The organism is Nonlabens sp. MB-3u-79 (genome assembly GCF_002831625.1).
GTDB lineage: Bacteria > Bacteroidota > Bacteroidia > Flavobacteriales > Flavobacteriaceae > Nonlabens.
Map to the genome: position 1 here is coordinate 3,105,112 of NZ_CP025116.1, position 14,504 is coordinate 3,119,615.

At 37.0% G+C, this 14,504-nt stretch carries 9 protein-coding genes; 2 read left to right on the forward strand and 7 right to left on the reverse strand.

Annotated elements, in window-relative coordinates; all coding sequences use genetic code 11:
• The first annotated feature begins 18 nt into the window (after nt 1–18).
• Nucleotides 19–2,229, forward strand: a complete 2,211-nt coding sequence (locus CW736_RS13700) for a response regulator (RefSeq protein WP_101014914.1) — start codon at nt 19–21, stop codon at nt 2,227–2,229.
• A 99-nt stretch (nt 2,230–2,328) separates the two neighbouring features.
• On the opposite strand, the gene CW736_RS13705 is transcribed toward CW736_RS13700, so the two are convergent.
• A complete protein-coding gene (locus CW736_RS13705) occupies nt 2,329–2,946 on the reverse strand; it encodes a hypothetical protein (RefSeq protein ID WP_101014915.1) in 618 nt (205 codons plus the stop codon).
• Between the two features lie 873 nt (nt 2,947–3,819).
• Here CW736_RS13705 and CW736_RS13710 point away from each other — a divergent pair.
• A complete protein-coding gene (locus CW736_RS13710) occupies nt 3,820–4,158 on the forward strand; it encodes a single-stranded DNA-binding protein (RefSeq protein WP_101014916.1) in 339 nt (112 codons plus the stop codon).
• A gap of 387 nt (nt 4,159–4,545) precedes the next feature.
• Here CW736_RS13710 and CW736_RS13715 read toward each other — a convergent pair whose 3' ends face one another.
• The 6 genes from CW736_RS13715 to CW736_RS13740 all read right to left on the reverse strand — a co-directional run bounded on the left by CW736_RS13715 (nt 4,546) and on the right by CW736_RS13740 (nt 14,209).
• Entirely contained in the window at nt 4,546–6,009 is a 1,464-nt protein-coding gene (locus tag CW736_RS13715) for a magnesium chelatase (RefSeq protein ID WP_101014917.1), read from the reverse strand.
• 335 nt (nt 6,010–6,344) lie between these two features.
• Nucleotides 6,345–8,450 carry an ATP-dependent DNA helicase RecG gene (gene recG, locus CW736_RS13720; protein WP_101014918.1) on the reverse strand — a complete coding sequence of 702 codons (2,106 nt, stop codon included), beginning with the start codon at nt 8,448–8,450 and terminating at the stop codon, nt 6,345–6,347.
• Between the two features lie 663 nt (nt 8,451–9,113).
• Nucleotides 9,114–9,710, reverse strand: a complete 597-nt coding sequence (locus tag CW736_RS13725; RefSeq protein ID WP_101014919.1) for a hypothetical protein — start codon at nt 9,708–9,710, stop codon at nt 9,114–9,116.
• Nucleotides 9,711–9,757: 47 nt separating this feature from the next.
• Nucleotides 9,758–10,579: an SDR family oxidoreductase gene (locus tag CW736_RS13730; RefSeq protein ID WP_101014920.1), complete on the reverse strand. Its 822-nt coding sequence runs from the start codon at nt 10,577–10,579 to the stop codon at nt 9,758–9,760.
• 149 nt (nt 10,580–10,728) lie between these two features.
• Nucleotides 10,729–11,700: a 3-oxoacyl-ACP synthase III family protein gene (locus CW736_RS13735; RefSeq protein ID WP_101014921.1), complete on the reverse strand. Its 972-nt coding sequence runs from the start codon at nt 11,698–11,700 to the stop codon at nt 10,729–10,731.
• Nucleotides 11,701–11,878: 178 nt separating this feature from the next.
• Entirely contained in the window at nt 11,879–14,209 is a 2,331-nt protein-coding gene (locus tag CW736_RS13740) for an ATP-dependent helicase (protein ID WP_101014922.1), read from the reverse strand.
• Nucleotides 14,210–14,504: the final 295 nt, after the last annotated feature.

Consider the following 14,504-nt stretch of genomic DNA (forward strand, 5'->3'; position numbering starts at 1 on the left):
ATCATTTAATACTCATAAATGACGACAAGACCAACCATCTTTATAGCTCTTTTATTTATTTATTTTAATATTCTTTTATTGCCTGCACAAAATACCGGCTTAGTAAACAAGCCTCCAGTTTCTACAGAGCAGCTGGAATTAGATAGTTTACTAAAGGTAGTAAGGAATCATTACTACGATAAAGATTATAAAAACGCCATTGAAAAAGGGAATTTACTTCTCCAATTGTCTGAAGAAATCGGTTCTGTAAAAAATGAAATTGCAGCTTCGAGCCTAATAGGTAATTCCCTATTACAACGCGGAGACACAATAGCATCTCAGAAGATTTTTGAGAAATCACTTTTAAAAGCGCAAAAAGCTAACGATCTAGAAAAGATTATTATCGCTTCCATCGACTTGGGTAATGTTTATGCTATTAGTAAACAGTACGAAAAAGCGATTAAAAGCTATACAAAAGTCCTCCCCCTGGCAGTAGAATTTAATCAACCTGTTTATTTATTTCTATTAAATTATAATGTAGGAGAGTCTTATTTGGAACTGAACTTACCAAATCAGGCATCTGTTTTCATTTCAAAAACCAATAAATATGTTAACGGCTTGGCCACTGCCTATAAAGCAAGTCAAAAATCTCTTTCAGGCAAACTTTCTTATGCTTTAGGTGATTATAAAAAAGCTGCAAAGGACTTTGATCAAGGAATTGTTTATGCTAAAGAATCTGATTTTAAGGAAATCCTACTTGAAATTTACGAGTATTACGCTTTAACAGAAGAGAAAAAAGGTGACTATAGAAAAGCAAATGAATTATTAAAGCAATACAACGGTCTGAATGAAGAAAAGTATAAGCTGGATAAAATAGCAGCTGTGGAAAATGCAGTGGCTAAATTTAATGTAGAGCAAATGGAGCAAGAACTTCTAACTACGCAATATGAAAATGAAATAGCCAAGGAACGAGCAGCAAGGAATACCATCTTAATATCCGGTGCCATAGCATTAGTATTTTTGAGTATTCTAACACTTTTTCTATTTAGAAATCAAAGCAAGCGTAAAAAGCTCTTGATAGATTTAAAAAACAACAACTTTTTACTAGCTGTTGCTAAAGAAAAGAGTGATCGATTAAGAACGTCTAAAGATGCTTTATTCTCTAGAATCAGTCATGAATTACGAACTCCTATGTATGGAATCATAGGGATTTCGAATCTAATGGTAAGTGATAAAGCAGAAGCGGTCAATTCTGATAACATTAGATCTTTAAAGTACAGTGCAGACTACCTGCTTTCATTGATCAATAACGTTTTGGAAATGAACAAAATAAACAGGGTAAAGGACGATCTTTTGAAAAAGGATATTATTAATATCAGGCAAGTCTGTGATTATGTTATGGATTCTGCTCGCTATATTTCGCAAAAAAACGCTAATGTACACCAACTTTGTATAGATGAATCTATACCAGAAAAAGTGATTGGAGACTCTTCTAGATTATCTCAAGTACTTATCAATTTATTGGGTAACGCAGGTAAATTTACAGAAAACGGCAAAATCACACTTGATGTGACCCTTACATCACTAACTGATTTGGAGTGCTTTATCATGTTTAAAGTAAAAGACAACGGGATAGGAATAGCCAAAGATAGGCAATTGGCTATCTTTGAAGAGGCCGCATTTATAGAGCATCATCATGAAAATGAAGGGACAGGTTTGGGGTTACCTATCTCCAAAAGCATTATTGAATTGCATAATTCTAAACTTGACCTGATAAGTGATCTTGGCAAAGGAACAGAAGTAAGATTTGTATTACGCTATGAGCTAGCAAAAGAAAAACCACTGGAGAATAATATTTTACAATTAAATGGCAATCTTAGCTTATTAAAAGGAAAGAAAATACTAGTAGTTGAAGACAATAAAATAAATCAGGTGGTCACTCGTAAAATGCTGGAAAACTTAGAAATTAAAGTAGATACCGCCTCTGATGGAATAACAGCTATAGAAAAAGCACAAACGGTAAATTACGACCTTATTTTAATGGATATTAACATGCCTCCAGGCATGGATGGTTTTGAAACTGCAAAAAAGATAAGAGCGTTTGATGAAAATACACCCATCATAGCACTCACAGCGGCAGAACAAAGAGAAGTTAAAAAGCGTATAAAAGATAGCGCTATGAATGATTATATTATAAAACCATTTAAGATGGAATACTTTCAGAGCAGTCTATTAAAACTCATGAAATAGAGGCTCGTTATCTAGAGGTCATAGCTTAACTAAAGGCTAATCAAGGTCATTTTAAACGGACATTCAGAAATATAAAAAATACTCATCAGAAAACTATTATTAATGGTGATTCATGACAACCCACTTTTCAGCAGCTCTATCATATACCAACTGTATCATTTCATATTGACTGCATCGCAAACGTATATTATTTTGAATTTGATTTTCTGTAGATGAATTGGTATTTAAATCCAATAATACCAAGTCGCCTTCTGTAGGGTATAACCATATTTGAGTTCCATCTGGCGCCGATTTGATTCCCGAAATAGTTAATTGGTTACTCCCACTTGTAGTTGGATTAGGATGCACTAACCTAATAATAGATTTACCATGGTTGGGCTCTCCGGGTAAAATAACAATATCTAAATTATCAATCCTTCCATTCCCAGGAATAATAAGTGATGGAAGCTCTCCGAATTCTAATCTTTGTTTTTTTGCAACTACTTTATTATCCTCAAGCTCTACGTTTTCCCCCATAGCTACAGGAACCATCCTGCCTGTGGCATCAACTCCTACCAGTCTAACAGCTCTTCTCGTTGTATGATTGGTATTCAAAGATCTTACAATAAGACTTCCATTAACATCGAGCTCTGCTTGAGGATCGGTTGTATTGATTCCCACTTGAGCAAAAGCAAAAGCACTAAATAACAAAGCCAAAGGTAAAGTAGTGATTTTCATGTGGTCAAAGTTTGTTTGAATTTAAGCGAAATAAACTATTTGAAAAAAAATATTTCAATTTCCTGTACAATTTTACAAAAATAAGGTCATTCATCGATTTTTTTTCAGTAATGATTTGGAAAAGAACTACATATGACACTCATCGAGCATTTTAAGAGAACAAACCCCATAATCACATCAAACTAGCAGTCAACAAATTAAAAAACATAGTTTTTTGTAAAAATAAATTAATATGGCTTTTTTGTTCCTCTTTAGAACAACAAAAAAAATAAAAATAAGGTCAATTGTATAGCCTCGAGAACACCTATCATCAATGCTTATTTAACACTATTATATTGATCAACATATTTTTGAACTTTAAAACCATACTTCTAACTAGATTATTGAGCCGCATTTAGATGATATAAAATTTTATTGATGAAAAAGAGCTCTCTATAGCTTTATAAAAACATCTGTTATTCCATACCAATCAGCTGCCTTGGAACAGCATATTTTGATTTCAAAATTGTTCGTTATTATTTGTGAGCACTTTTAAACACCTTTTATAGCTTCTACTTGCATATATTCCAATAGCATCTTCAATTTTTAAGAAAACAGAACCTTTACTCTACTTCAAATAGCCCCCTCAGTAGTTTTACCAAATAGTTTACATACTGTTCTAGAATAAAAGTTTAAAATACTTTGGGAAATATAAATCTGAGAACTCCTTTATTCATAGGACCCTTTGCAATCATAATCAGTTACAAACGTAAATAAACGTAAGTAAACGGTTAACATACGATTGAAGCTTGGATGCTGTTACATCTTTGCAGTGTCATCAAAAACAATAGATGGCAATAACTATTTTTTTTAACCCATACAAACTAATTTATTATGAGCAATCTAAGCAACAGAGTACAGTTAATCGGACACCTAGGACAGGATCCAGAAATCGTAAATTTAAACGATGATAAAAAACTTGTGAGGTTATCACTTGCCACCTCAGACCGTTATACCAACAAGCTAGGTGAGAAGGTGACCGACACACAATGGCATCGTATCGTAGCGTTTAACGGTACAGCAAACATCATTTCTGAGTATGTAAAGAAAGGAAGCAAAATAGGTGTAGAAGGAAAGCTAGTTACTAGACAATGGGAAGACAAGGACGGTAAGAAACAATTCACCACAGAAGTTGTTTGTGATCAAGTATTAATGCTAGATCCTAAGGCTTAATTACCGGAAATTGCGCTAACGCATTATCAGCAGCTGATAGCGTTAAATCAAGACTATAAATATAGAAAGCTTATTGGTTCCAATTTTATATGGACCCAATAAGCTTTCTTTTTTTAATAAATTCAATCCACATTTAATGAAGTGATTCAGGTATGTATTACTTCAGAGCAATATTTCTACCCGATAGGCTTGTGGAAATAAATTCAGTGTCAGTTGTACTTCTTTACTTATTAAATTGCCAAGCCATTCAACAATACAGCGATGGAATAACTGGTAAGTTCATTATCGCTCCACTGATTCAACAAGAATCTAATTTATTTACGACTCCCTGCAAAAAACAGAATAACAAGCAAACAAAATAAATACCTACTGAATTAAAAGCCTTACTTAAATACCTCTTACAAATTCACTGTACAAATCATTGAATTGGTAGCCTTCTGTAAATCGTTTTTTACTTAGCTTGTCGAATTCTACTAAAGACCAAAGAATAAATTCTTTCATAAAATTACGATCTTCCTTACTTGTCTGTGGTTGGTATTTCTGAACTAAATCTTCCAAGGGTTCTATTTGATCGATCAACACTTGATAATCGCTATCATTCAACTCGTCTAATAATTCTAAACCTTCATTGTTGAAAAACCACTCGATCAATTTATCGTAAGGGGTATCTTCATTTTCTTTTACCAGTTTCTTAATCTCTGGAAAATACAGTGGAAACAATGTTTTAGTCGCTGCTCCTATCAACTCGTTTGCCACAAAAGCAGCACCCTCTTGCTCTCCTTCATACACCAACTCAATCTTTCCTGTAATAGAAGGAATAACTCCTGTAAAATCAGAAAAACGTATTGTTGTTTTATCGTCTCCATTCATTAAGGAGCGACGCTCTGCTGTACTCAATAAATTTTCAAAAGCCGTGATACTCATACGAGCACTTACACCACTTTTTTCATCCACATATTCACTATCTCTTGCACAAAAACTAATTTGTTCTAATAAGTCTTTAGCTAGTTCTGGCACATAAACAGCCTCAGCAGTACGCAAGTCGTTCTTAGCCTCTTGTTGAGTGATCGTTTTCGCGATTTCAATATTTTCAGGATAATGGGTCAAAATTTGAGATCCTATCCTGTCTTTTAACGGTGTTACAATACTACCACGGTTGGTATAATCTTCTGGATTTGCTGTAAAGACAAATTGCATATCTAAGGATAAACGCAATTTGAATCCGCGTATTTGTATGTCCCCTTCTTGCAGAATATTAAAAAGCGCTACCTGTATACGAGCTTGTAAATCTGGCAGCTCATTAATAACAAAAATACATCGGTTAGCACGAGGTATCATACCGTAATGAATCACGCGATCATCAGCATAACTCAATTTTAAGTTGGCCGCTTTTATAGGATCTATATCTCCTATTAAATCTGCAACAGTCACATCTGGTGTAGCTAGTTTTTCATAAAACCTATCGTCTCTATGCAACCAAGAAATAGGGGTGTCATCTCCATGTTCTTCAATCAGCTGCTTTGCTGTTCTTGAAAGTGGCTCTAAGGGATCATCATGAATCTCACTTTGTGTCACGTAAGGAATATACTCATCTAGTAATCCCGTCATAAGCCTTGCCAGTCGTGTCTTTGCTTGACCTCGCAATCCTAATAAATTGATGTTGTGACGGGATAAGATCGCACGTTCCAGTTCTGGAATAACCGTGTTGTCATAACCGTGAATTCCTGAAAAAGAGTTCACATCATTTTTAATGTTGTGAATCAGGTTATCTCTTAATTCTTCTTTTATCGACTTAGATTTCCATCCCGATTTTTTGAGTTGGCCTAATGTATTTATTTTATTGTGATCCATAATTGTTCTCCTAGAGGTTTACAAATTACAACCCATGGCCTACTCTGGCAATCATTAAAGAGATATTTAACAAAAGTGTTTCCCAACCCATGTTCTTCATTCCAACAAGCTTTTTTTTAATCTCGCTTTCGCGAAAGCGGAACACTTTTATTCATCCAACACTCGCAGATTTATTATTTCAGTTTTCAAGTTAGTATAAGGTTGAATTGCTTGATCGTTAAAAAACCTTGAAAGGGTTTTAACTTTTTATTTTCGAATGAAATATTGAGCATTGCGCAAGCTCATTGGTATCATACCATTGGATCAGGTATTTTTTTCTTCCATTTCAATTTCTTCTAACTGATGTACTTCCAGAGTCCTTTTTTATTCTGCAGAAAAGTCAAGACTCGTTTTACTCCAACATGTTCTGGCCTTTCAATTTTGACATCTTTGGCAAGTAATTTCTGAGCCGCTTCTCTAGCTAGGGCAAGGATCTGGTTGTCTTTAACAATATCGGCAAGTCGTAAATCCATCACCCCACTTTGTTGCGTTCCCATCAAATCTCCTGGACCACGCAATTTTAAATCTACCTCAGCGATTTGAAATCCGTCAGTTGTGGCCACCATGGTTTGTAGTCTGGTTTTAGAATCGCTACTCAATTTGTGGCCCGTCATTAGAATACAATAACTCTGGTCTGCTCCACGCCCTACTCTACCGCGCAATTGGTGCAATTGAGAAAGCCCAAAACGCTCAGCACTCTCAATGATCATCACACTGGCATTAGGCACATTGACCCCTACTTCTATGACGGTGGTTGCCACCATAATTTGTGTTTCCCCTTTTACAAAGCGATTCATCTCGTAGTCTTTATCTTCTGGCTTCATACGACCGTGAAGAATACTTACTTTATATTGAGGCAAAGGAAACTCCCTAACGATGCTCTCATAACCATCCTGAAGATCCTTATAATCCAAAGTTTCTGATTCTTCTATCAGCGGGTACACCATGTATATTTGACGTCCAAGAGCTATTTCATCTCTGATAAAAGCAAAAACAGCCAATCTATTTTTATCAAATCGATGCACCGTTTTGATCTCTTTACGACCTGGCGGTAACTCGTCAATGACCGATATATCTAAGTCTCCATATAAACTCATGGCCAGCGTTCTAGGAATAGGTGTTGCTGTCATGACAAGTACATGAGGTGGCAGGTCATTTTTCTTCCATAGTTTGGCTCTTTGTGCCACGCCAAAACGGTGTTGCTCATCAACGATAGCAACCCCTATATTTTTAAACTTTACTTTATCCTCTATGAGCGCGTGCGTGCCTATCAAGATATCTAGACTGCCATCTTCCAGCGCTTCATGAATCACCCGGCGATTTTTAGTTTTTACAGATCCTGTTAAAATGGATACCGTAATTCCTGTTCCTTCCAGCAATTCTGAAATGCCGCTGTAATGTTGCTGAGCAAGTATTTCTGTAGGTGCCATAATACAAGCTTGGAAGCCATTATCAAGAGCTAGTAAAGCAGTGAGTACCGCAACAATGGTTTTTCCCGAGCCTACATCTCCTTGGAGCAATCGATTCATATGAGCCCCAGTTGCCATATCGGCACGTATTTCTTTTACGACTCGTTTTTGAGCTCCAGTGAGCTCAAAAGGCAAGTGATTCTTATAAAAATTAGTGAATTTATCGCCTACATGGTCAAAGACGTATCCTTTAATTTTGGTTTTTCTAATTCGGTTTTGAAGCAGCAATTCCATCTGTATAAAGAAGAGCTCTTCAAACTTTAATCTATAGATAGCCTGCTGCAGCAGCTCTGGAGTGCTTGGAAAGTGAGCATTGAGCATGGCTTCATTTTTACCTATGAGTTTATAATGTACCTGCATATCGTCTGGCAAGGTTTCTACAAAAGCACCGTTGATTTCACTAAAAAGCTTTCGCATGCATTTAACGATATAGGTGTTGGTAATCTTGCGTTTAGCAAGCATTTCTGTACTTGGATAAACTGGGGTCATCGCACTTTGTTTGCGTGACTTATGTTCTGCCAGTAATTCTAAATCCGGATGTGCAATATTATATTGAGAACCATAACGAGCTACTTTACCAAAAGCCACATAAGGCTCGTTGATCTTTAAACTGTCTCTAAAATGTTTCTGACTGCGGAACCATACCAGTTCCATTCTTCCGGTCTCGTCTGCAAAAGTGGCTACCAGTCGTTCTGATTTTCCTGCTCCTGCGGTTTTGATGTTTAGGATTTTACCTAAAATCTGTACTTGGGCACTATCGGGAACCAGCTGGTTGATTTTATAGTACTTGGTTTTATCAATATATCGATTGGGAAATAAATTTGCTAAATCACCATAAGTGTGTATATGCAATTCACTGCGCAACAACTTAGCTCTTTCTGGACCGATGCCAGCGAGATAATCTATAGGAGTAGAAAGAAAGTTAAGTGGCAAGTGCTAATTATTTCTAGTGCGTATTCAAAGGTAATTGAAAGATGTTTTAAATCCCAATTTGATAAATTAGCAAATGATTAAATCATTAAAACCAAATACCCGTCTGAGCGACAGTCCAAGACGTGAATCTATAAAAGGAGGTCGTGCTAGGTAAAAAGGTTTCGACTGTCGCTCAACCAAACATTTTTCTTATTCAACAAACGTAACCGTGCCAGTCTGAGCGAGAGTCGAAGACGTAAATCTATAAAAGGAGAGCATGCTAGGCAAAAAGGTTTCGACTATCGCTAAACCAAACATTTTTCTTATTCAACAGGCTTAACCTTGCCAGTCTGAGCGACAGTCGAAGACGTGAATCTATAAAAGGAGGTCGTGCTAGGCAAAAAGGTTTTGACTGTCGCTCAACCAAATATTTTTCTTATTCAACAGGCTTAACCTTGCCAGTCTGAGCGACAGTCGAAGACGTGAATCTATAAAAGGAGGTCGTGCTAGGCAAAAAGGTTTTGACTATCGCTCAACCAAACATTTTTTTATTCAACAGGCTTAACCTTGCCAGTCCGAGCGAAAGTCGAAGACGTGAATCTGTCTGAACATTCCTTTCATCAAAAAGCCTAGACATGATGAAGTCAAGTCTAGGCTTCTGTTAAAACCATTCGATTTATTTTTTTAGCCTCTGCGTCTTTCTAGAAGAATCATCATCATAAGACCTAACATTACTCGTTCTTTATCGTCTTCATCGATATCAGCAACCTTGGTCAATTCAAATTCTTTACCAAAGAAAGAAGGCATCTTTTTGAGCTTTACTGCGATCTGACCAGCTTTATTGGTTATATTATAAGTAGGATTGAACAAATAACCAGTGAATGCGCCTATAATAGGTATCCCTCCTAATAGAGAGTCTGCTATGCGCACCCAAGCATTCTCTTCTTGTACTTTGTATTGCGGCTGGTCGTTTTGATTTACAATATCATACTCTGCCTTCCACATACTGCGCCAGCCTTTACGAGCAATCTTTCCTATCTCCGTATTATTTTGGTCATACATCGAGTATGCAGCACTAAAATCCAGCCACTTGTTTGCAGCAATAGTAAACAAAATCTTTGTTTTACTCTCATCGCTATAAACGTTAATGGCCTCTTTAAGCTTGAACATTTTTTGCTTTACGTAGGCGATGGTTTGCCCTGAAGCGTTTTTTGCAGTAAAATCATTACTAAGCGTCGTGATTTTAAAAGAAAAGGTAATGGGGTATTGTAGGTTATTCATATGATGATAGTTGAGTATATAAATGTAATAAAACTTAAATAAATATTTTAACCAGTAATGTGATAACCACCATCTACATGTCTTATTTCACCTGTTATTCTACTTTCTGGTCTGAAGAGGTGACAAATTTCGTATGCCAGATCCATAGGCACTGCATTTCCTAGAGGGCTCATTTTATTTGACGTAGCTACATCTTCTATTTTTAAAGTGGCATTACCAGCTTTGCTACCCATATAGGGAGAAAACCGAATAGCGTTCACACGTATACCGTGTTTGCGACCTAGTTCATCTGCCAGTTCTACGGTAATACGTTCCAGAGCAGCTTTTGCAATACTTATATTTCTATAAGGGTGGAATGTTACTTTTGCGGCAGCTATATAACTCAAAGAACAAATGGAGGCACCATCTTGCAAAACACCATGCTTTAGCAAATAATGGGATACTCGTATTAAAGAATAGGCACTCACGTTCATGGTATCACAAAACTCATCTTTTGTAACCTCAATAAGTGGCTTAACTTCCTTATTGCGTATGGTCTTATCCATAGCTATGGCATGTAGGAAACCGTCCAGCTTAATACCTTTTTGAGCCAAGTCTTTTGCAAAATGTTCTATGTTTTCATCTATAGTCACATCTAAGATTTCTACCATAGCATCGCCTAAAAACTCATGAACAGAGCGTTTAAAATCCTCAAAATTCTGATTTAGAAAAGCTTTTGCTTTATCTGATAAGTTATGGTGAAATGGACTTACACCTAGACCAGTGCAAACTACTTTACCGCCATTTTTTATAATTTCTTTTGCAGCGTACATGGCAAGTGAATGCTCATCTGCGATACCGGTAATTAAAAAAGTTTTATTTGTAAACATTTGTATGTCATTTTAGTTCTTATCTATTCTAGGTATCCTGTTGAATTTGTTTCTGTTTTCGCTTTCGCGAAAGCGTTCCCTACATCTAATCAACAACTCACGCTCTATGATTCAACACAACAATTAGTCGGTTGTTGAACAATAAAAAACTACCATTTATAAAGTGCCGTTCCCCAAGTCCAGCCAGCACCTACAGCGGCAAACAAAACCAGATCCCCTTCTTTAAGCAGGTTTTTCTTGACTGTTTCATCCAGCATCATCGGTATGGTACCTCCAGAGGTGTTGGCATAACGATCCATGTTAGTCATTACTTTCTCCCAAGGTAAAGAGATGCGATTTGCAACCTCTTCCAGTATTCTTACACTGGGTTGATGGGGTATGAGGTAGTTCACCTCATCTATAGAAACCTTATTTTTGGAGAGTAACTTTTTTATGGATTCTGGAACTACTTTTATGGCAGTTTGAAAAACAGCGGGCCCATCCATTTGAAAATACTGAAGACCTTTTTTAAGAGTTTCCTCAGAGGTAGGTAACAGAGATCCTCCAGCTGGTATATTCCAACTGTCTTTACCACGGCCATCTGTGTGCAATAGAAAATCTATAAAACCTTTATCTTCATGGGTGTGAGAGATCACCATGGCTCCAGCACCATCGCCAAAAAACACGGCATCTCTGCGATTCCAATCGGTAATATTTGAAAAGGTATCGGCACCTATGACCAGTACATTTTTATACATTCCAGACTTAATAAATTGTACCGCTGTTGTCGTTGCAAACAAAGCTCCCGAGCAAACGGCTGATATATCAAAGGCAACAGCGTTATAAGCTTCTATTTTTTCTTGTACAAAACAGGCACAAGAAGGAGCAAGCCTGTCTGGAGTTGCTGTAGCTAGAATGATTAGGTCAATATCTTGCGGAGTTAAGCCTGCGCTTTTAATGGCTTCTTTTCCAGCCATAGCAGCAAGGTCACTTGTGGTTTCTCCTGTAGAAATGCGTCGTTCTTTAATTCCTAAGTTTTTTTGTATCCAAGCATCGGTTGATCCTACAGATTCAAAAAAATCGTTTTTTACGACATTCTCCGGAGCATAAGATCCGGTTCCTTTAATATATGCATTATCCATAGGTTAGTATAAGCCTATAAAAATGTGCTTTTTTATTAAAATAAAACAGTAATTTTAATGAAAATTTTAAATAATTGCACGATTGTTAGTCAACAACAATATAAAATGATAATACGATAAAATTAAGCTTGTGGAATATGAAATTCTTAAGGAAGAAAGAAAGCTTTTTAGAGCTGTTCTATCCCACCACATCCAACTTAGCAAAACGCAACAACAGCTTTTTTAATCCGCCTACGTTAAAATTTATTTCGGCTTTTTTCTCGCCGCCTATTCCTTCCAGATTAACAACTGTTCCCCTACCAAAACGAGCGTGTTCCACAATCATTCCAGATTGCAAATCACCTTCAAAGCCTGCTGGTGCACTAGAATCACTTGTCGCACGACTCACAGGACGCATCTTTCTCAACTTCTTGATTTGTTCTTCATTAGGCTGGCTCACGCTAGGTGGTGTTCCATTCTTAGGTTTGGACTGACGCAGTTTAGATTTATCTGGCTCGTCCCACAAATCGTTACTCATTAAAGGTTTGTAACGGTAATCATCTGGCGGAGTGGTGTATTCTACATACTGATCGTCTATTTCAGTAATAAAACGACTCGGCTCTGCATCTACTAATTTACCCCATCGGTAACGGCTTAATGTGTAAGTTAAATAAGCCTGATGCTCAGCCCTGGTTAGTGCCACATAAAAAAGACGGCGTTCTTCTTCCAGGTCTTCACGGGTATTCATCGCCATCCCACTAGGGAATAGGTCTTCTTCCATTCCAACGATGTACAAGTATGGAAATTCAAGACCTTTAGACAAATGAATGGTCATTAAAGAAACGCGATCATCATCTCCTGTATCATTATCGAGATCTGTAGCAAGGGCTACATCTTCTAGGAATTCAGAAAGTGCGCCACGAGCATCTGCTACTTCTTTTTGGCCTTCGACAAAATCACGCATACCGTTGAGCAATTCCTCCATATTTTCTATACGGGAAATTCCTTCTTGAGTTCCATCTTTTTTGAGTTCTGTGATCAAGGCACTTTTCTTTAAAACGTATTCTGTAAGTTCAAATACATTTTGAGTTTCATCCAGTGCTTGAAAACTCTTGATCATAGTGGCAAAGTTCTTTAACTTTGTTTTGGTGGCACTGTTGATCCCTATATCTAATCGATCGATATTATCGATCACTTCAAATAGAGTGCGATCGTATTGCTTTGCAGCAACGATCAATTTGTCCATAGTTGTAGCTCCTATTCCACGAGCTGGATAATTGATCACGCGTTTGAGCGCTTCTTCATCTTTAGAATTGACAACGAGACGCAAGTAAGAAAGCACATCTTTTACTTCTTTACGCTGGTAAAAACTCAAGCCACCATAGATACGGTAAGGAATATCACGTTTACGTAAGGCATCTTCCATCGCACGAGATTGTGCGTTTGTTCTGTAAAGAATGGCAAATTTCCCATTATCCAGCTGGTGATTCATCTTATTTTCAAAAATAGAACCTGCTACATAACGTCCTTCTTCAGAATCGCTCATCAATCGATGGACGATTATTTTAGGACCGTCTTCATTTGCCGTCCATACGACTTTATCGAGTTTGGTTTTATTGTGTTCTATAATAGAGTTTGCCGCTTCTACAATGTTTTTAGTAGAGCGGTAATTTTGCTCTAATCTATAGGCTTTTACATCATCATAATCCCGTTGGAAATTCAGGATGTTATTGATATTTGCTCCTCTAAAGGCATATATAGACTGTGCATCATCTCCTACCACACATATATTCTGGAATTTATCCGACAATGCCTTTACGATCAAATACTGGGAGTGGTTGGTATCTTGGTACTCATCTACGAGTATGTATTGAAATCTGTTTTGGTATTTTGCAAGTACATCTGGAAAACGGTTGATCAACTCATTTGTTTTCAATAAGAGGTCGTCAAAATCCATCGCTCCGGCCTTAAAACATCGCTCTACATATTCTTTATAAATTTCACCAAAACGCGGTCGGCGCGCCATCGCATCTGCCTCTTGTAAGTCGGCATCATTATAGTAGGCTCGCACCGTGATCAAACTGTTTTTTAAAGAAGAGATACGCGAGAAAATCTGTTTGTATTTATAGACATCTTTATCCAGTCCCATTTCTTTGATTATCGCACTGGTAAGGCGTTGAGAATCTTGCGCATCGTAAATTGTAAAATTAGAAGGGTACCCTAATTTGTCTGCTTCTACACGCAATAAACGAGCAAAAACCGAGTGAAAAGTACCCATCCATAGGTTTTTTGCCTCACTTGCACCGACGATCTCGCCAATACGTTTTTTCATTTCTTTTGCCGCTTTATTGGTAAACGTAAGCGACAGAATATTGAAGGGATCTACACCTTGTTGCATCAAATAAGCGATACGTATGGTCAGCACACGCGTCTTTCCTGACCCTGCGCCAGCAATGATGATCATAGGACCTTCTTTTTGTAAAACAGGTTCTTTTTGGGCGTCGTTAAGCTGGGAAATATGATCTTGCACTGGTCTTCTTTTTGTAGACTATAAAGATACGGTTTGTGAGGTTCTCGCTTTCGCGAAAGCGGAACATTTACAAGTGTTTTTTCAACAATTAATTATTGAAAATAGATATCATTAGCCTCTCAAAATTTTTCTTTACCTGTTTAGAGTTGATAAAATGAATAGGAGCATCAAAAGTCCTCAGCTAACTTTTTTTTCCGAGCTATTGATAAGCCTATTTTTAATTGATGTCGTAAAATTGAATCTTAAAATTGCAGTCGATAGAAAATAACCCCTTATTTTTGATCTTTACCTATCA